At 69.6% G+C, this 17,199-nt stretch carries 18 protein-coding genes; 14 read left to right on the top strand and 4 right to left on the bottom strand.

What is annotated here, in order from left to right; all coding sequences use genetic code 11:
• Positions 1 to 3 precede the first annotated feature (3 nt).
• The 4 genes from C7416_RS14075 (at position 4) to C7416_RS14060 (ending at position 2,070) form a co-directional block, all read left to right on the top strand.
• The gene (locus C7416_RS14075; RefSeq protein WP_111519492.1) at positions 4 to 591 is read left to right on the top strand and encodes a YceI family protein; all 588 of its coding nucleotides are present in this window, start codon (positions 4 to 6) and stop codon (positions 589 to 591) included.
• Positions 592 to 705: 114 nt separating this feature from the next.
• On the top strand, positions 706 to 1,014 hold the full coding sequence (locus C7416_RS14070) for a hypothetical protein (RefSeq protein WP_111519491.1): 309 nt from the start codon (positions 706 to 708) through the stop codon (positions 1,012 to 1,014).
• A 97-nt stretch (positions 1,015 to 1,111) separates the two neighbouring features.
• Positions 1,112 to 1,660: a YaeQ family protein gene (locus tag C7416_RS14065; protein ID WP_012353517.1), complete on the top strand. Its 549-nt coding sequence runs from the start codon at positions 1,112 to 1,114 to the stop codon at positions 1,658 to 1,660.
• A gap of 62 nt (positions 1,661 to 1,722) precedes the next feature.
• Entirely contained in the window at positions 1,723 to 2,070 is a 348-nt protein-coding gene (locus C7416_RS14060; RefSeq protein ID WP_018008195.1) for an FKBP-type peptidyl-prolyl cis-trans isomerase, read from the top strand.
• A 96-nt stretch (positions 2,071 to 2,166) separates the two neighbouring features.
• Here the strand turns inward: C7416_RS14060 and C7416_RS14055 are convergent, their stop codons facing one another.
• The gene (locus C7416_RS14055; protein WP_062801360.1) at positions 2,167 to 2,487 is read right to left on the bottom strand and encodes a hypothetical protein; all 321 of its coding nucleotides are present in this window, start codon (positions 2,485 to 2,487) and stop codon (positions 2,167 to 2,169) included.
• Between the two features lie 277 nt (positions 2,488 to 2,764).
• Here C7416_RS14055 and C7416_RS14050 point away from each other — a divergent pair, with 277 nt between their 5' ends.
• Together C7416_RS14050 and C7416_RS14045 are read left to right on the top strand one after the other, a co-directional pair.
• Positions 2,765 to 3,532: a gamma-glutamylcyclotransferase gene (locus tag C7416_RS14050; RefSeq protein ID WP_111519490.1), complete on the top strand. Its 768-nt coding sequence runs from the start codon at positions 2,765 to 2,767 to the stop codon at positions 3,530 to 3,532.
• 17 nt (positions 3,533 to 3,549) lie between these two features.
• Positions 3,550 to 4,350, top strand: a complete 801-nt coding sequence (locus C7416_RS14045) for an ankyrin repeat domain-containing protein (RefSeq protein WP_111519489.1) — start codon at positions 3,550 to 3,552, stop codon at positions 4,348 to 4,350.
• A gap of 72 nt (positions 4,351 to 4,422) precedes the next feature.
• On the opposite strand, the gene C7416_RS14040 is transcribed toward C7416_RS14045, so the two are convergent.
• A complete protein-coding gene (locus C7416_RS14040) occupies positions 4,423 to 6,138 on the bottom strand; it encodes a long-chain fatty acid--CoA ligase (protein WP_111519488.1) in 1,716 nt (571 codons plus the stop codon).
• A gap of 192 nt (positions 6,139 to 6,330) precedes the next feature.
• Here C7416_RS14040 and trxA point away from each other — a divergent pair, with 192 nt between their 5' ends.
• Both trxA and C7416_RS14030 read left to right on the top strand, forming a co-directional pair.
• Positions 6,331 to 7,176, top strand: coding sequence for a thioredoxin (gene trxA, locus C7416_RS14035; protein ID WP_111519487.1), 846 nt, complete (start codon positions 6,331 to 6,333; stop codon positions 7,174 to 7,176).
• Between the two features lie 71 nt (positions 7,177 to 7,247).
• Positions 7,248 to 7,625 (top strand): cupin domain-containing protein, encoded by a 378-nt coding sequence (locus tag C7416_RS14030; protein WP_111519486.1) that lies wholly within the window; start codon positions 7,248 to 7,250, stop codon positions 7,623 to 7,625.
• A 31-nt stretch (positions 7,626 to 7,656) separates the two neighbouring features.
• Here the strand turns inward: C7416_RS14030 and C7416_RS14025 are convergent, their stop codons facing one another.
• Entirely contained in the window at positions 7,657 to 8,097 is a 441-nt protein-coding gene (locus C7416_RS14025; RefSeq protein ID WP_018008188.1) for a bacteriohemerythrin, read from the bottom strand.
• A gap of 131 nt (positions 8,098 to 8,228) precedes the next feature.
• Between C7416_RS14025 and C7416_RS14020 the strand changes: the two genes are divergently transcribed.
• Entirely contained in the window at positions 8,229 to 8,807 is a 579-nt protein-coding gene (locus C7416_RS14020; protein ID WP_111519485.1) for a P-loop nucleotide/nucleoside kinase family protein, read from the top strand.
• A gap of 29 nt (positions 8,808 to 8,836) precedes the next feature.
• Here the strand turns inward: C7416_RS14020 and tcdA are convergent, their stop codons facing one another.
• Positions 8,837 to 9,706, bottom strand: coding sequence for a tRNA cyclic N6-threonylcarbamoyladenosine(37) synthase TcdA (tcdA, locus tag C7416_RS14015; protein WP_111519484.1), 870 nt, complete (start codon positions 9,704 to 9,706; stop codon positions 8,837 to 8,839).
• A 209-nt stretch (positions 9,707 to 9,915) separates the two neighbouring features.
• Here tcdA and C7416_RS14010 point away from each other — a divergent pair, with 209 nt between their 5' ends.
• The 5 genes from C7416_RS14010 (at position 9,916) to C7416_RS13990 (ending at position 17,197) form a co-directional block, all read left to right on the top strand.
• The gene (locus C7416_RS14010) at positions 9,916 to 12,306 is read left to right on the top strand and encodes an AsmA family protein (RefSeq protein WP_111519483.1); all 2,391 of its coding nucleotides are present in this window, start codon (positions 9,916 to 9,918) and stop codon (positions 12,304 to 12,306) included.
• A gap of 326 nt (positions 12,307 to 12,632) precedes the next feature.
• A complete protein-coding gene (locus C7416_RS14005; protein WP_111519482.1) occupies positions 12,633 to 13,844 on the top strand; it encodes an MFS transporter in 1,212 nt (403 codons plus the stop codon).
• Between the two features lie 136 nt (positions 13,845 to 13,980).
• The gene (gene pdxH, locus C7416_RS14000) at positions 13,981 to 14,619 is read left to right on the top strand and encodes a pyridoxamine 5'-phosphate oxidase (RefSeq protein WP_111519481.1); all 639 of its coding nucleotides are present in this window, start codon (positions 13,981 to 13,983) and stop codon (positions 14,617 to 14,619) included.
• Positions 14,620 to 14,860: 241 nt separating this feature from the next.
• A complete protein-coding gene (locus tag C7416_RS13995; RefSeq protein ID WP_111519480.1) occupies positions 14,861 to 16,102 on the top strand; it encodes an SAM-dependent methyltransferase in 1,242 nt (413 codons plus the stop codon).
• 15 nt (positions 16,103 to 16,117) lie between these two features.
• Positions 16,118 to 17,197, top strand: a complete 1,080-nt coding sequence (locus C7416_RS13990) for a DUF72 domain-containing protein (RefSeq protein WP_111519479.1) — start codon at positions 16,118 to 16,120, stop codon at positions 17,195 to 17,197.
• Positions 17,198 to 17,199: the final 2 nt, after the last annotated feature.

Below are 17,199 nucleotides of genomic sequence, written 5' to 3'. Positions count from 1 at the left end.
CCCATGGGCCCGCGCGCGCTGGTGCTCGTGGCCGCCATCGGCATTCCTGCCGCCCACGCGACGCCGGTCGAGTACGCCCTGGATCCGACCCATACCACCGTCTATTTCTCGGCCAGCCATTTCGAGCGCAGCTCGGTGCGCGGGCGCTTCGGCAAGATCGACGGGCGCCTGGTCTATGACGCGGACAGTGGCGCGGGCGCGCTCGACGTGACCGTCGACCTGGGCTCGGTCGATACCGGCAACCGCACGCTGGACGGCGTGCTACGCTCGGCACAGTTCTTCGATATTGCCGAGCACCCGGTGGCACGGTTGCGCGCCGACCGGTTTCTGTCTGAAGCCGGCCGCATCACGGCCGTGGAAGGCGAACTGACGCTGCGTGGGGTAACCCGGCCGGTGCGCCTGCTGGCCGAGCGCTTCCGCTGCGGCGAGGTCACGCTGTTCGGCGTGCGCCGCCAGGTCTGTGGCGGCGACTTCCGCGCCGAAGTGCCGCGCAGTGCCTTCGGCATGACCCGCTTCCTGCCCGAAGTCGGCGACATCGTGACGCTGCAAGTGGCGGTCGAGGCATCGCCAGCTGCAAGCGTTCCGCGCTGACCCCGCGCTTACCCTACTCGTCACCTGCGCCACAAATTTCTCTTGTAGAATCAGCGCTTTGCAAAAATCCCTGCCACGCTTCGTGCGCGTGTGCGGCGACGCGAGACAGAGACCATGTTCGAGATTCATTCCGGCGACATCGTGGCCGCCGCGCTGGCGGCTGCCGGCGCCTGCCTGGCCTGCAGCATTCCGGGCGACTTCCTGCGCCGCTTCCCGCTGTGGGCGGTGCGCACCTACGGCCGCGGCGCGCTGCTGATGCCGTTCCTGGCGATGATGGTCGGCACCTGGCTGTTCCGCCTCGGCCTGGCCGGCCAGATCGATACCCCGCCGGGCCAGGCGCTGCTGGTGGCGGCCGCCTTCCTCGGCACCCTGCTGCTGTCGGCGCTGCTGCGCTTCTACCTGAAGGAATACCGCAAGCGCTGAGCCGCCGGCTTTGAATTGCCGGGCTTGAATCGCGTATGATGCGGCCTTTTGCGTCGTACGCACCCCAGCCCGGGGCGCCTGCCGCTTACCTCTCCTCATGGCGCTCAAATCCACCATCTTCAAGGCTGAACTGTCCGTGTCGGACATGGACCGGCCGTATTACGGCAGCCACAGCCTGACCATCGCCCAGCACCCGTCGGAGAACGACGCGCGCATGATGGTGCGCCTGCTGGCCTTTGCCTGCGAAGCCAGCGAAACCCTGGCCTTTACCCGCGGCCTCGATGAACCCGACGAGCCCGACCTGTGGGACAAGCGCCTGACCGGCGACATCGCCCATTGGGTCGAACTCGGCCAGCCCGACGAAGCTCGCCTGAAACGCGCCGCGGCCCGCGCCGAGCGCGTGACCGTCTACACCTACAATGCCGCGAGCGCGCGCGAATGGTGGAAGGGCATGGCGGGGAAGGCCGGCAAGCTGCGCAACGTCACCGTCTACAATGTCCCGGCAGAAGCCGTCGACGCGCTGGCCGCGCTGGCGCAGCGCGCCATGCGCCTGTCGGTGACGATCCAGGACGGCGATATCTGGGTGGCCGACGACGACCGCAACGTACAACTGACGCTGGAAGTGCTCCAGCGCGCCCAAGCCTGAGCGCAGCGCCGCTGCGCTCATCTTCCCTGTCCACGTCTTTTCCATCGCAAGGAAACCACGCCATGCAAACCACGCCCTCTGGCCTGCAATACGAAGACACCACCGTCGGCTCCGGCGCCGAAGCCACCGCCGGCAAGCACGTCACCGTGCACTACACCGGCTGGCTGTACGAGAACGGCCAGGCCGGCCGCAAGTTCGATTCGAGCAAGGACCGGAACGACCCGTTCGTGTTCCCGCTGGGTGCCGGCCATGTGATCCGCGGCTGGGACGAGGGCGTGCAGGGCATGAAGGTCGGCGGCGTGCGCCGCCTGGTGATCCCGGCCGACCTGGGCTACGGCGCGCGCGGCGCCGGCGGCGTGATTCCGCCGAACGCGACGCTGCTGTTTGAAGTGGAATTGCTGGCGGTCTGAAGCTGGCGATTCAGGCCGGCGCCACGCCGCTCCCGCGCCAGCAGGAGCGGCGTCCCGGCCGAAGCATTCAGCCCCGGGCGCCCGGCCCGGGCGCTCTCAGAAACCGATGGCGGCGTTGCCGACATCGACGCGGACCTTGTCCCGGTCCAGCAGCCGCGCCGCATGGCGCGCATAGTCCTGCGCCCAGGCAGCATCGCCGGAGAAGCGCGCTTCTCCCGAGAACTTGGCGACATTCAGGATCTTGTCGATCACCAGCACCTTGCCCACCGGGCTCGATGCCTGGCAGTCCAGCTCGGTGTATTCCCGGTCGAACCAGCGCCAGGCGGCATCCTCGGTGACCGCGGCCAGCTCGTCCGTGCCGATCGTGAAGTCATATTCCTTGCCGCTGCCGAACACCACCGTAAGCGTACGTGCCATCGCAGGTTCCCCCTGGGTTGGATTGAGGCCCCATTGTAAGGACTCGGCGGCGCCAGCGGCGCGCCATTGCGCCGCATTGCGCTGCATTTCGCGCCGGCCTGACCCCCGACAAGCCGCGGCGCCGCACGGCTATCGCACATGGCAACGGCGGCACGCGGCCGCGACCGTTGTCTGGCGCCCACAACGCGACCGCTGACTCGGACAATTCCGAGTAAAAGTGCCACTTGTGGCATTTCCCCGGCCCGCCCGGGACGCCGCTTTGATTTATGCTTGCAGCATGGGCATCACGCGACAGGACCTCGAATCCGACCGGCTGCGCACCTCGCTGTGCAGCACCCCGGTTGCGTCCTCGCTGTTGCCCGAGGCCGCGCTGGAGCAATCGCTGGCCGATACGCTGGCGCGCCGCCCCCATGATCCCGCGCTGGGCGGCGATGTCTGGGTATTCGGCTACGGCTCGCTGATCTGGAACCCGATGGTGGTGCACACCGAGCGCCAGCGCGCCACGGTGCACGGCTACCACCGCGGCTTCTACCTCTATTCCCGCATCAACCGCGGCACCTGGGACAATCCCGGGCTGGTGCTCGGGCTCGACCGCGGCGGCTGCTGTCACGGCATGGCCTTCCGCGTGCCCAGCCATGTGGTCGAGCAGGAGTTCCGCGTGCTGTGGCGGCGCGAGATGCTGACCGGCGCCTACCATCCGCGCTGGCTGCGCATCCGCGTCGGCGCCGCCGGCGCGCCGGAGCAGCGCGCGCTGGCCTTCGTCATGAACCGCTCCCACGAGGCCTACGCCGGCCGGCTGCCTGACGCCAGCGTGGTGGAACGGCTGCGCCACGCCGCCGGCCTGTACGGCCCGGCACGCGAATACCTGCAGCAAACCCTGCTGGGACTCGCCACCAACGGTGTCGACGATCCCTACCTCGGGCGGCTCTGGCGCCAGCTGCAGGCGGGCGATGCCGCCGAACCTGCCGCCGACCCCGCCGCCCAGGCGGCGGGCCAGGCGCCGGACAACCGCGCGCTGCCGGCCAGCCCTCACGAAACCGTCTGAGCCCAGGAGCTGCCGCCATGACGCGCCCCGCCGCCCGCACCCGCAGACAGGCACTCAACGAGTTGCTGGGGCTGGTGGGGTTGCTGATGGGCGGCGGCCTGCTGGCGGCGCAGGGCAGCCAGACCCTGGCGGCGCGTCCCGCCGGCGGTGCGGCCAACGCGCCCGCGGCGCGCCCGCCGCGCGCACCCGCCATGCAGGCGCCGGCACGCCGCGACGCCATCGGCACGCTCGACCGCAACCTGATCACCGCCGCCAGCGCCGGCGACCAGGCCCTGGTGGCGCGCCTGCTGGCCGCCGGGGCCTCGGCCCGTGCCGCCGACGAACGCGGCCACAGCGCGCTGCTTGCGGCCGTGCAGAACCGCCACACCGAGGTCGCGCGCACGCTGATGCTGGCCGGCGCCGACGTCAACCTGAAGGATGCCGATGCCAACAGCCCGTTCCTGCTGGCGGCCGCCACCGGCCAGGCCGACATGGTGCGGCTGGCACTGGCGCACGGCGCCGACCTCGCCAGCACCGACCGCTACCGTGGCACCGCGCTGATCGTGGCCAGCCAGCAGGGCCATGTAGAAGTGGTGAAGCTGCTGCTCAAGGCCGGCATCGCCGTCGACCACGTCAACGACCTGGGCTGGACCGCGCTGCTGGAGGCGGTGATCCTGGGGGACGGCAGCGCGCGCTACGAGGATACGGTGCAGCTGCTGCTGGACGCGGGCGCCGACGCCAACCTGGCCGACCGCGAAGGCGTGACGCCCACGCGCCATGCGCGCCAGCGCGGCTACAAGACCATGGTGAAGATGCTGATGCGGGTGCGCGGGCATTGAGCCCGGGACGCACACAAAAAGAAAAAAGGCTGGTCGCCGGACCAGCCTTTTTCATGCGAAGGCTTCGCGGACTCAGGCCGCCGGCGCCGTGCCTGCGACAGGATTGCGCGCGTTCTCGCTTTCCTGCAGCTGCCGCCACATCACCTTGCCGGTGCCCGACTTCGGCAGCGCCTCGACGAACTCCACCACGCGCGGGTACTTGTAGGCGGCCATGTTGTCCTTGGCCCAGTCGATGATCTGCTCGGGCGTGGTCTTGCCTTTGGCATGGGCGCGCAGCACCACCACCGCCTTGACGGTCTCGCCGCGGTACGGGTCGCGCGTGCCGATGATGCAGGCCTCCTGCACGTCCGGATGCTTGTACAGCAGGTTCTCGACCTCGGCCGGCCACACCTTGAAGCCCGACGCATTGATCATGCGCTTGAGCCGGTCGGTGATGAAGTAGTAGCCCTCTTCATCCATGCGCCCCAGGTCGCCGGTGCGGAAGAAGGTCTTGCCCTCGAATTCGATGAAGGCCTCGCGCGTGGCATCCTCCTTGCCCCAGTAGCCCTTGAACACCTGCGGGCCGCTGACGATGATCTCGCCGATCTCGTTGGGCGGCAGCTCCTTGAGCGTAACCGGGTCGATCACGCGCGCGTCGGTGTTGAAGGTCGGCACGCCCAGGCATTGCAGCTTGGGCCGGTCCGACGGGTTGCTGTGGGTCGGCGCCATGGTCTCGGACAGGCCGTAGCCCTCCAGGTAGTTCAGCCCGAACTGCTCGCGCAGGCGCTCGGCCACCGCCTGCGGCATGGCGGCGCCACCGCCGCCGATATAGCGCAGGCTCGACAGGTCGAATTCGGCCAGGTTGGGGCTGGCCAGGAAGTCGATCACCATGGTCGGGATATTGGTCCAGTGCGTGACCTGGTAGCGCGAGATCAGGCGCCCCGCCACTTCGCGGTCCCAGCGCGGCAGCATCACCACGGTGGCGCCGCTGTAGATCGGGCCGTTCATGCCGTACTGCATGCCGGTGACGTGGAACAGCGGCAGCACCGACAGCACCACCGACTCCGCGCCCGAGCCCGACCAGGTCGCGCCGCCGACGATGTTGTGCATCACCGAGCGGTGGGTGTGGATGCAGCCCTTGGGAAAGCCGGTAGTGCCCGAGGTGTACGGCATCACCGCCATGTCGTCCGGGCCGGCGGTATGCGGCCCCGGCTGCAGGCCCGCGCCGAGCGCGTCGGCCCACGTGGTGGCGCCGGCGGGCAACGGATGCGGCGTGGTCAGCCAGGCCGGCGGCGCGTCCTCCGCATGTTCGTGGGCCGGCGGCAGCGCGTCGGCGTATTGCGTCACCAGCAGGTGCTGCAGGCGCTGCGCCGGCTCCAGCTCGGCCTGCGCCTGCTCGACGCCGGCGGCAAGGTCGGCGGTGAAGATCGCCACGCGCGCCTGGGCGTCGGTGACGTAGTGCTTGAACTCCTCGGCACGGTTCATCGGGTTGACCGGCACCACCACCGCGTCGGCGCGCAGGATGGCGTAGTAGCTGACGATGAACTGCGGGCAGTTCTGCATGTACAGCAGCACCCGGTCGCCCTTCTTCACACCCGCCTTCTGCTGCAGCCAGCCGGCCAGCGCGGTGGCCTGGTCTTGCAGGGCACGGAAGCTGATGGCGTTGCCGAAATAGCGGATCGCGGCCTTGTCGGCATAGCGCAGCGCCGAGACCTCCAGATTGGCCCACAGCGACGTTTCCGGCAGCACGATGGCGTGCGGCAGGCGCTTTGGCCAGAACTGGAAATGCGGGCGGGCGGGGGTCGGCATGAAGGGTCTCCTGTGCGGTCTCGCGGACCGGGTCTGTCGTATGGTCAAGGACTATAACCGAACGATCGTTCTATTTTCAACCGGTGACTTCCCGAACCGCGGCGCTACGCCGGCTGCAACCGGCGTTGCATTCGGCGCCTTCGCCCTCACAATAAGGGGTATCGATTCTCTCTCTACTGACCAGGATTCCCCATGAGCGACGTCACCCTGCAGAATTTCGAAACCGAAGTGATCGACGCCTCGCGCCAGATGCCGGTGCTGGTCGATTTCTGGGCGCCGTGGTGCGGCCCCTGCCGCACGCTCGGGCCAATGCTGGAACGCCTGGAAGCCGAGGCGGACGGCCAGTGGAAGCTGGTCAAGGTCAATGTCGACGAAAACCAGGAGCTAGCCGCGCACTTCGGCGTGCGCAGCATTCCCCATGTGGTGGCGATCGACAACGGCCAGGCCGTGGACCAGTTCACCGGCGTGCTGCCGGAATCGGGCCTGCGCGAGTTCCTGAGCCGGCTGGCGCCGGGCCAGGCCAGGTCGCCGCTGGCCGATGCGCTGGCACTGGCCGCCGCCGGCAACCGCGACGGCGCCGAAACCCTGTTCGCCGATGCGATCGCGGCCGATCCCGAATCCGATGCCGCGCGCCTCGCCTATATCAGCTTCCTGCTGGACGGCAACGCCGTCGAGCGGGCCCGGGCCGAATTCGCGGCGCTGTCGCCGCGGGCGGAACAGGAAGATGGCTATGGCGCGCTGCGCACGCGCATCGATGCCATGGAGAACGCCGCCGGCCTGCCCGATGCGGCCACCCTGGCCCGCCGCATCGACGCCGATCCGCGCGACCTCGCCGCGCGCATGGACCTGGCGCGGCTGATGATCGCGCAGCAGCAATACGAGCCGGCGCTGGAACAGCTGCTGGCGATCGTGCGCACCGACCGCGGCTTCGATGACGATATCGGCCGCCGCACCATGCTGTCGGTATTCGAAATGCTGGCCGACCGGCCCGAGGTGGTGTCGCGCTGGCGCCGCCAGCTAAGCACGTCGCTGAATTGACGGTGACGCGGGCCCGGCGCGGTAAACTGGCGGACTCTCAGTTCCGCCGCATCCCCGATTCGCCCGCTGCCATGACCGCGCCCCGCCTGATCGACTTCAAGACCGAACCCGCCCCCAGCCACGACCGTCCACGCCCCGACCGGCTGGTGTCGGGCAATCCGGACCGCACCACCTGGACGCACTACAGCGCGCAGCATGGCGACTTCGATTGCGGTATCTGGGCGTGCGAGCCGGGCGCGTGGCGCATCGCCTTCCCGGCGGGGAAGGAAGAGTTCTTCCACGTCATCAGCGGCCGCATCCGCATCAGCGACGACAGCGGCCATGCCAGCGACTTCGGCCCCGGCGACGCCTGCGTGATCCCGGGCGGCTTTACCGGCGTGTTCCAGGTGCTGGACCCGGTGCGCAAATACTTCGTGGTGATCGACCGCGACGCGGCGCGCGAGGCCTGAGCGCCAGACCTGAGCGCCACATCGGCGGTACTCACGCCGCCGTCGCGGGACCTTCGATCAGCGTGAAGCCGTTCTCGCGCATATGCTCGACCATCATCGCGTCCATCGACTTGACGTGATGGTCGAACCAGCCTGACAGCTCGGCCACCAGCCGGCGGCCAAGCTGGAACTCGGCATCGCTGTGCACCTTGTCGCGCACCGCGACCGCCACCGCCAGCACCTGCTGGTGCTCGCCCGCGTGGCAATGGCGCGGGCCGAAGCCCATGGCCTCCATCCACTGCTCTTCCTGGGCGAAATGATGGCGGGTGTGGTCGATCCATGCGTCCATCGCCGCCAGGAAGGCGTCGTCGTCAGCGCCGGCGACCGCCGCCAGCAGCTGCACGAACTCGGCGTGGGTGGCGTCGGTGACCGGTTCGCCCAGGTGCAGGTGGTCCGGCAGGCCGGCGGAGGAAAGCTGGTCTTTGGCGTCCATGGGAAGCGGCGGCAAGCGTGGAGAAAAACGGCAAGGATACCGAATCGGCGCGACCCGGGCCTGATCTGGCGCAAGCGAGCGGGTATGCTGTGGGCAATGCGGCCGGTCCGTCACCCTACCGTCTTTCGCTCATGCCACGACTGATCTTCTTCTGCGGCCATGCCGGCACCGGCAAGACCACCCTCGCCCACCGCCTGATCGGCCCGCTGATGCAGGCCACCGGCGAGCCGTTCTGCCTGCTCGACAAGGACACGCTGTACGGCCGCTACAGCGCCGCGGCCATGGCCGCCATCACCGGCGATCCCAACGACCGCGACAGCCCGGCCTACCTGGAGCACCTGCGCGACCCCGAATACCAGGGACTGCTCGACACCGCGCGCGAGAACCTGGCGCTGGGCATCAGCGCGATCGTGATCGGCCCGCTGTCGCGCGAGGTCCGCGCCCACCTGCTGAACGACCCGGACTGGCTGCACGTGCCCGCCGGCACCATGGTGCGCACGGTCTGGGTGCACCTGCCCGAGGACGAGGCCCACGCGCGCATCATCCGGCGCGGCAACCCCAACGACGCCTACAAGCTGGCGCACTGGGATGCGTACCGGACCCGGCGCTTCCTGCCCGCGCCCGCCGACTATCCGGAACTGATCTTTTTCGACAACCAGGCACCGGGGCAGGCCGACATCGACGCGCTGCTTAGCGCGCTGAGCGCCTGAGCGCCTGAACGGCGCGGCGGCGCAAGTCCTCAGCCGCGCGCGATCGCGCCGATCACCGCCGACGCCGCGACAAAGCCGAACACCGCCGTCACCGCCACCGACGAACCGAAGCCGGCGCAGGCCAGCCCTTGCGGCCCGCGCGCGGCGGGCTGGCCCGGCGGCATCTCCGGCGGCGGCGCCTCGTCGATTTCGCAGGCCTGCTGCTCGGGCTCCGGATATTGCAGCGGCTCGTCGGAATAGACCGCGGCGATGCCGAACTTCTTTTTCGGGTCGCGGGTAAAGCCCCACTGCTTGCGCAGGCCGGCGCGCACCTTGGATAGCAGCGGATCCTGGATCGTGCGCGCGAGGTCGTCGATGCGCACGCGCGTGGGGTCGAGCTGGCCGCCGGCGCCGCCGCAGGTGATCACCGGCACGCCCTGGCGCCTGGCCCAGCCCAGCATGGCGGTCTTCACACGCACCGCGTCGATGGCGTCGATCACGTAGTCATAGCCGGCGCCGAGCAGGTCCGGCACGTTGTCGGCGGTAACAAAGTCGTCGACCTGGGCCACGCGGCAACGCGGATTGATGGCGACGATGCGCTCGGCCATGGCCTCGACCTTGGCACGCCCGTAGGCGTCGCCCAGCGCATGGATCTGGCGGTTGGTGTTGGACAGCGCGATATGGTCGAGGTCGATCAGCGTGATGCGGCCCACCGCATTGCGCGCCAGCGCCTCGGCCGCCCAGCTGCCGACCCCGCCAATGCCGACCACGCACACGTTGGCCGCCTCCAGCCGCGCCAGCCCGGCGGCGCCGTAAAGCCGCGCCACGCCGCCGAAGCGTCGATGGTAGTCGTCGTCGGCCGGGCTTTCGTGGGTCAGCGGCTCGGGCAGGCCAGCCAGCTCGTGTGCGGCATCGTTCATACAGGAAGGAGCGGATCCGGGGACGCGTGGCCATGCCACGCACGGCGATGCCAGGGCAAAAAATCCGGCATTTTCCGGCGGCGATGTCAGCCAGTCCCCGACAAGGACGGGAAGCGCGCAACTATACAATAGACCTGCAGTGGTCCGTTCGCCGCGCCGCCCCGCGCGGCTTTCGCGGGCCCTCGCCCCGCCAGCCAGGAGCCCGCCTCATGCCCGTGCGCCGCAAGGTCGTTCTGTGGAGTGTCCTGACACCGGTCGCGCTGATCGCGCTGCTGGTGGTCGTGATCCTGACCTTCGACTGGAACCGGATCAAGCCCTGGCTCAACGACCGCGTCTCCGAAGCCATCGGCCGCCCCTTCGCCATCAATGGCGACCTGACCGTGACCTGGCGCCGCGGCGAGGGCGAGCAAGGCTGGCGCACGCTGGTGCCGTGGCCGCGGCTGTCGGCGCGCGACATCACCGTCGGCAACCCGGACTGGGCCGCGCAACCCAATATGGCGACCGTGCGCGAGCTGATCTTCGTGCTGCGCCCGCTGCCGCTGCTGGCAAACGAGATCGCGGTGCCGACCATCGTCATCGACAGCCCGGCGGTATGGCTGGAGCGCCTGGCCGACAGCCGCAACAACTGGACCTTCGACACCGGCCCGAAAGAGGGCACCTCCAAATGGCAGCTGGATGTCGGCGAGGTGGTGCTGGCGCGCGGCAACCTGGCGCTGACCGACCAGCTCAAGAAGATCTCGCTGCAGGCGGAACTCGACACCATCGGCAATGCGCCGCTTTATGACAAGGCGCGCGACGGCGCGCTGGTCGAGCCGCAGGCCTCGGCCGTGCCACCCGGGCCGCCGGGCAGTGCCGCCCAGGCGGCCTCGGCGCCGCGCGCAAGCGGCCCGGCCTCGGCGGCGCCCGCCAACGGCGGCGACGGCCGCTATGGCGTGCGCTGGAAAGCGACCGGGCGCTACAACGAGGCCACCATCAACGCCAGCGGCAAGGCCGGCACGGTGCTGAGCCTGCGCAATACCGACGTGCCGTTCCCGATCCAGGCGGATGTGCGCGTGGGCACCACGCGCGCCCAGATCGAAGGCACGGTCACCAATCCGGCGCACCTGGCGGCGCTGGATGTGCACCTGACCCTGGCCGGCGACAGCATGGCCAGGCTCTACGCGCTGACCGGCGTGGTGCTGCCATCGACGCCGCCGTACCAGACCCGCGGCCGGCTGATGGCGACGCTGCGCAAGGAAGGCTCGATCTACGAGTACCAGAAGTTCACCGGCCGCGTCGGCGGCAGCGACCTGTCCGGCACGCTTACCTTCACCAAGCGCGACCCGCGCCCGCTGCTGGCCGGCAACCTGGTGTCGAACCAGCTGCGCTTCGTTGACCTGGCCCCGCTGATCGGCGCCGACGCCAAGCCCGGCCGCCCGGCCAAGGACAGCCCGGTGGCCCAGCCGGCGGACAAGGCGCTGCCGGTGGCGCCGTTCCGCACCGAGCGCTGGGACGAGATCGACGCCGACGTGCACTTCACCGGCAAGCGCATCATCCGCGACGCCGAGCTGCCGATCACCGACCTGGTCACCCACCTGAAGCTGCAGGACGGCGTGCTGCTGCTGGACCCGCTCAACTTCGGCGTCGCCGGCGGCAACCTGGTGTCGACGGTGCGGCTCGACGGCAAGCGCGAGCCCATGGGCGCGATGGTCGACCTGAAGGCGCGGCGCATGAAGCTCAAGCAGCTGTTCCCGACCATCGACCTGATGCGCGCCAGCATCGGCGAACTCAACGGCAGCGCCAAGCTGTCGGCCACCGGCAATTCGGTCGCGGCGCTGCTGGGCTCGTCCAACGGCGAGGCGCGGCTGCTGGTCGAGAACGGCACGGTCAGCAAGTTCCTGCTCGAGGCCATCGGCCTGAATGTCGGCAGCCTGGTGGTGTCGAAGCTGTTCGGCGACAAGCCGGTGCAGATCAACTGCGGCGTCAGCGACTTCGCCATGACCGACGGCGTGGCGCGCGCGCGCACCTTCGTGCTCGACACCCAGGACGCGGTGATCGAGACCACCGGCGGCATCGACCTGCGCAGCGAGCGGCTGGCGCTGACCATCCACCCCGATTCGAAGGGCCTGCGGGTGTTCTCGCTGCGCTCCCCTCTGTATGTCGGCGGCACCATGAAGAATCCGCGCGTCAGCCCCGACATCGGCGTGCTGGCGCTGCGCGCCGGCGGTGCGCTGTCGCTGGCGCTGCTGGCGCCGGTCGCCACCGCGGTGCTGCCGCTGCTCGACCTCTCGCCGGGCGGCGACGACACGCAGTGCGCCAGGCTGCTGGCCGAACTGCGCAAGCGCCCCACCGCGCCGCCGCCCGGCAAGACCTACAAGGACCCGAAGGCCGCGGCAGCGCCCGCCGACGCCACCGGCGCGACGGACACAAGCCGGCCCCGCGCGGAGGCCACGGCCAGGCGCCCGGGCCAGCCCGCGGCCGAAGCCCGTGCCGGCAAGCCGCCCGCTGCCAGCCGGCAAGAACCGTCCCGGCCCGCCGCCCAGCGCCCGCCGCAGCGCCCGGCCAACGAGCGCGCGCCGCAGCGCCCCGGCAACGACCGGTCGTTCTACCAGGGCGGATAGACCCACTCGCCCCGCCAGGCCACTCGCCGTTTAAACAAAATCGCAACACTTGGCGCCGCTGCGGCAAGTTGACGCACGTTGTCGTTGTGCCGCGCCGCGCTCAGGCGCATAATTAAACGGCCATTTACAAGAAGCTTAAGCATGGCAAGCATCGGCTGCGACGCGGGCCCGCCCGTGTGGCATCCTTGAGAAGGCGCGGCTGCGGCCGCCCTTTGTTTTTGCTGCCTGTTTTTGTAGTCTGTTCGCGGCCCTTTTTCCTGATTTGCCCCGTCTGGCACGGCTCACCGCCGGCACCAGGCGCGGTCCACCACGCTCCGCCCCGCCCCATGACGCTGACGCATGCCGCCGTCCCGCCGATCACCTGGCTGATCGCACTGACGGTGTGCAACCACGTGGCCTTCAATGCCAGCCGCGTGGTGGTGTCGCTGTTCGCGATCTCTCTCAAGGCCTCCACCATCACGCTAGGCGTGCTGATGTCGCTGTACGCGCTGCTGCCGATGCTGCTGGCGATCCGCGCCGGCAAGCGCATCGACCAGATCGGCCCGCGCAAGCCGATGATGGCGGGTTCGCTGATGGTAGTAGCGGGCACGCTGCTGCCGGCGCTGTGGCACGAGCTGGGCGCGCTGTACCTGTCGTGCGCGCTGATCGGGGTCGGCTTCATGCTGGTCCAGGTGGCGATGCAGCTGCTGATCGGGCAGGTCTCGACCGATGCCACCCGGCTGCGCAACTACACCTGGCATGCGCTGGGGCTGTCGGTGTCGGGCACGCTCGGGCCGGTGGCGATGGGCTACGTGATCGAGCATGCGGGCTTCCGCCCCGCGTTCGCGGTGCTGGTGGCGGTGGCGCTGGCGGGCCAGGCCGGCCTGCAATGGGTGCGGCCGCGGCTGCCCGCGCGCAGCGGCAACGCCGGGCGCATCGCCATCGCGGACGGCACCCGCCATTCCACGCTGGACCTGCTGCAGCATCCCGAACTGCGCGCGGTCTTCGTCGCCAGCGCGGTGCTGTCGGCCGCGTGGGACCTGCACGCGTTCCTGATCCCAATCCAGGGCTCGCGCATCGGGCTGTCGCCGTCATCGATCGGCTGGGTGCTGGGCGCTTTCGCCATCGCCACCTTTGCCATCCGGGTGGCGATGCCGGCGGTGTCGCGCCGGCTGTCGGAATGGAAGATCATCCGCGCCGCCCTGCTGGTGGGCGCGCTGGCCTACCTGGCCTATCCCTTCGTCGCGCACTTCTGGCTGATGTGCGCACTGGCCTTCGTGCTGGGCCTGGCGCTGGGCAGCGCGCAGCCCAATGTCATGAACATCCTGCACACCGCGTCGCCGCACGGCCGCGCCGGCGAGGCCCTGGGCCTGCGCTCGGCGGTGCTGAACACCAGCCAAGTGGTATGGCCGCTCACCTTCGGCGTGGTCGGCACGGCGCTGGGCATGCTGCCGATCTTCCTGTCGATGGCGGGGGCGATGGGCGCGGCCGGCTACTATTCGCGCCGCCAGGGGCGCAAGGCGCTGGCGCCGCCGGCACAGCCTACCGCCGGCGGGTAACGCGCCCGGAGCGCCGGTCGGGCTTGTCGCCACGCAAATGCGGCCCCCGATGCATTCGCTATACTCGAATCAGCCGGACCCGCGCTCTGCCCCCGGGCGCACCGCGCTTCCGGACCGATTCCCTGATGATTGCGACATGACCCAACTTGCCGACCTGCGCCGCACCTATGTGCTGGGCGCGCTGTCCGAATCCGACGTGGCCCCCGACCCGATGAGCCAGTTCAGGCGCTGGTTCGACGAAGCGGTCACGGCCAAGCTGCCTGAACCCAATGCCATGACCCTGGCCACGGTCGATGCCGACGGCCAGCCCTCGGCGCGCATCGTGCTGCTCAAGGGCATCGACGACCGCGGCTTTACCTTCTTCACCAACTACGAAAGCCGCAAGGGCCTGGACCTGGCGGCAAACCCGCGCGCCGCGCTGCTGTTCCACTGGGTCCAGCTGGAGCGCCAGGTGCGCGTCGAAGGCCGCGTCGAAAAGGTCTCCGACGACGAAAGCGACGCCTATTTCGCCACGCGCCCGCTGGGCTCGCGCGTGGGCGCGTGGGCTTCGGCGCAAAGCCGCGAGGTCACCGGCCGCGACGTGCTGGAGCAACGCGAGCAGGAATACCGCAGCAAGTTCGGCGAGAACCCGCCGCGCCCGCCCTACTGGGGCGGGTACCGCCTGGTGCCGACCGCGCTGGAATTCTGGCAGGGGCGGCCGTCGCGCCTGCATGACCGCATCGCTTACCGGGTCCAGCCGGGCACGGGCTGGCAGATCGTGCGCCTGTCGCCCTGAGCCGGGGCCGCGGACGCCGCGCGCGTCCGCGCTGATGCGTCTACGCCTCTCCCGGGACGACGACAGGGTCTTCCGGCGGTGCGCTGCACGGGCTGCGGAATTGGACTAAAGTGAGACAGGCGTCGCTTGGCTACTCTTTTCTTGCAGCGCTCGCGACGGATCGGGCAAGGTTTGCGCGCAGTTTCTCCTTGCCGGATGCGTCCGCCGAAGCGTGTGCCGCAACCATCGGGAGGTAAAGCGCATGTTTTTCAAGCAAACCCTGGAAAAGCAACTCGACAACTGGATCGCCGACCTGCGCGAGAACGCCAATCTCCCGGTCAGCCTGCGGCTGTGGAATGGCACCGAATACCCGCTCGGGCAATTCGACAAGCCGGTGGTGACGCTGACCGTGCGCGAAGCCGCGGCCCTGCCGCTGCTGCTGACCCCCAGCCTGGACAACCTGGGCGAGGCGTACGTCCAGGGCAAGATCGATTTCGACGGCCGCCTGGCGGACATCATCAAGGTGGGCTACGGCTTCTCGGCCGCGGCCACGCGGCGCGCCGGCGGCGCGCTGTACAAGGTGGCGCAGCATTTCTCGCATACCAAGCAGGAAGACAAGGAGTCGATCCAGTACCACTACGACGTCTCCAACGACTTCTACCAGCTCTGGCTCGATCCCAACATGGTCTATTCCTGCGCCTACTTCGAAAACGGCGACGAAGACCTGGCCACCGCGCAGATCAAGAAGATCGACCACATCCTGACCAAGATCCGGCTGCAGCCGGGCCAGACGCTGCTCGACATCGGCTGCGGCTGGGGCGCGCTGGTACTGCGCGCGGCGCAGAAGTTCGGCGCGCGCTGCGTCGGCATCACGCTGTCGCAAAACCAGTTCGACCTGGCCACCGAGCGCGTCAGGGCCGCGGGCCTGTCCGACCGCATCGAGATCCGGCTGCAGGACTATCGCGACACCACCGGCACCTTCGACCGCATCACCAGCGTCGGCATGTTCGAGCATGTGGGCAAGGACAACCTGCCGGGCTACTTCGGCCGTATCCGCGAGCTGCTGGCCGACGACGGCTTCGCCATGAACCACGGCATCACCTCGCCCGATCCCGACAACGGCGCCACGCCGATGGACGGCGCCGAATTCATGGACCGCTACGTGTTCCCGCAGGGCGAGCTGCCGCATATCGGGCTGGTGCTGCGCACGCTGCAGCAGGGCGGCCTGGAGGCCTTCGACGTCGAGCTGCTGCGCCGGCACTACGCGCGCACGCTGCACCACTGGGCCGACAACTTCGAGGCGCGCGGCGATACCATCCGCAGCATGGTCGGCGAGAAGAAGTACCGCATCTGGCGCGTCTACCTTGCCGGTTGCGCGCACGCCTTCGAGACCGAGAAGATGTCGATCTACCAGGTGGTGTGCCACAAGGCCGGGCTGCAGGCCGACTCGCTGCCGTGGTCGCGCCGCTATATCTACGAACAGCCCATCGGCCGCAACGACTGAAGGCAACCGAACCGATTGACTGAAGACCTTTTTGGCGGGCTGCCCCTGCCCGCCCCCGCAGCTCCAACCGGGCGGCCCGCGGCGCAAGCCGGCGCGGCCGCCCAACCCGACTCCCCAGGCAAACCGGCGCGTGGCAAGAGCGTGCAGCCGTTTCCGGCCGCGCCGGCGCTGCAGGCGCTGGCCGCGCGGCTGCCGCCGCAGCTGTATTTCGGCACCTCGTCCTGGGCCTATCCCGGCTGGAACGGGCTGGTCTACGACGGCGAGTACAGCGACAGCCTGCTGTCGCGCAAGGGCCTGGCCGCCTATTCGCGCCACCCCCTGCTGCGCGCCGCCGGCATCGACCGCGGCTTCTACGGGCCGATCCCGCTGGCCGATTACCTGTCGTACGCGGCGCAGGTGCCGGAGGGCTTCCGCTTCCTGGTCAAGGCCCCGGCCAGCGTGTGCGATGCGTGGCTGCGCGGCCCGGACGGCGCCGGCCGGCTCGCCAACGCCGCCTTCCTGGATGCGGAGATCGCGGCGCGCGACTTCGTCGTGCCGGCCACCAGCGGCCTGGGGCATAAGTGCGGGCCGTTGCTGTTCCAGCTGTCGCCGATGGGGCCGCTGGCCGACAGCGCGGTATTCCTGGAGCGGCTCGACGCCTTCCTCGGCGCACTGCCGGCGCTGGATCCGGCACTGACGCCGCACGCCGCCTATGCCGTCGAACTGCGCGACCCGGCCCTGCTGACGCCGCGCTATATCCGGCTGCTGCGCCACCATGGCGTGCGCTTCTGCCTGTCGGCGCGCGACCGGCTGCCGCCGGTGCCGCGCCAGGCGGCGGCGCAGGCGCTGATGGACGAGGCCGCGGCGGGCCCGCTGGTGCTGCGCTGGATGCTGCATGCGGGCCGGCCCTACGCCTATGCGGAGAAGCGCTATGCGCCGTTCGACCGCATCGTCGACGACGACCCCGACACACGCCACGCGATTGCCGACGTGGTGGCGCGCACGCTGCGCGCCGGTCAGCCCGCCATCGTCATCGTCAGCAACAACGCCGAAGGCTGCGCCCCGCAGAGCTGCGCGCGGCTGGCCGAAGCCATCGTGGCGCGGCTGGAGGGCTAGGC

Origin of the sequence: Cupriavidus phytorum (assembly GCF_003254285.1) — a bacterium.
Classification (GTDB): domain Bacteria; phylum Pseudomonadota; class Gammaproteobacteria; order Burkholderiales; family Burkholderiaceae; genus Cupriavidus; species Cupriavidus phytorum.
This window is presented reverse-complemented; position numbering and strand designations above follow the sequence as displayed.

Excerpts from the sequence above, each read along its gene's own strand:
- C7416_RS14075 (WP_111519492.1), top strand. The coding sequence starts at position 4 with ATGGGCCCGCGCGCGCTGGTGCTCGTGGCCGCCATCGGCATTCCTGCC.
- C7416_RS14070 (WP_111519491.1), top strand. The coding sequence starts at position 706 with ATGTTCGAGATTCATTCCGGCGACATCGTGGCCGCCGCGCTGGCGGCT.
- C7416_RS14065 (WP_012353517.1), top strand. The coding sequence starts at position 1,112 with ATGGCGCTCAAATCCACCATCTTCAAGGCTGAACTGTCCGTGTCGGAC.
- C7416_RS14060 (WP_018008195.1), top strand. The coding sequence starts at position 1,723 with ATGCAAACCACGCCCTCTGGCCTGCAATACGAAGACACCACCGTCGGC.
- C7416_RS14055 (WP_062801360.1), bottom strand. The coding sequence starts at position 2,487 with ATGGCACGTACGCTTACGGTGGTGTTCGGCAGCGGCAAGGAATATGAC.
- C7416_RS14050 (WP_111519490.1), top strand. The coding sequence starts at position 2,765 with ATGGGCATCACGCGACAGGACCTCGAATCCGACCGGCTGCGCACCTCG.
- C7416_RS14045 (WP_111519489.1), top strand. The coding sequence starts at position 3,550 with ATGACGCGCCCCGCCGCCCGCACCCGCAGACAGGCACTCAACGAGTTG.
- C7416_RS14040 (WP_111519488.1), bottom strand. The coding sequence starts at position 6,138 with ATGCCGACCCCCGCCCGCCCGCATTTCCAGTTCTGGCCAAAGCGCCTG.
- trxA (WP_111519487.1), top strand. The coding sequence starts at position 6,331 with ATGAGCGACGTCACCCTGCAGAATTTCGAAACCGAAGTGATCGACGCC.
- C7416_RS14030 (WP_111519486.1), top strand. The coding sequence starts at position 7,248 with ATGACCGCGCCCCGCCTGATCGACTTCAAGACCGAACCCGCCCCCAGC.
- C7416_RS14025 (WP_018008188.1), bottom strand. The coding sequence starts at position 8,097 with ATGGACGCCAAAGACCAGCTTTCCTCCGCCGGCCTGCCGGACCACCTG.
- C7416_RS14020 (WP_111519485.1), top strand. The coding sequence starts at position 8,229 with ATGCCACGACTGATCTTCTTCTGCGGCCATGCCGGCACCGGCAAGACC.
- tcdA (WP_111519484.1), bottom strand. The coding sequence starts at position 9,706 with ATGAACGATGCCGCACACGAGCTGGCTGGCCTGCCCGAGCCGCTGACC.
- C7416_RS14010 (WP_111519483.1), top strand. The coding sequence starts at position 9,916 with ATGCCCGTGCGCCGCAAGGTCGTTCTGTGGAGTGTCCTGACACCGGTC.
- C7416_RS14005 (WP_111519482.1), top strand. The coding sequence starts at position 12,633 with ATGACGCTGACGCATGCCGCCGTCCCGCCGATCACCTGGCTGATCGCA.
- pdxH (WP_111519481.1), top strand. The coding sequence starts at position 13,981 with ATGACCCAACTTGCCGACCTGCGCCGCACCTATGTGCTGGGCGCGCTG.
- C7416_RS13995 (WP_111519480.1), top strand. The coding sequence starts at position 14,861 with ATGTTTTTCAAGCAAACCCTGGAAAAGCAACTCGACAACTGGATCGCC.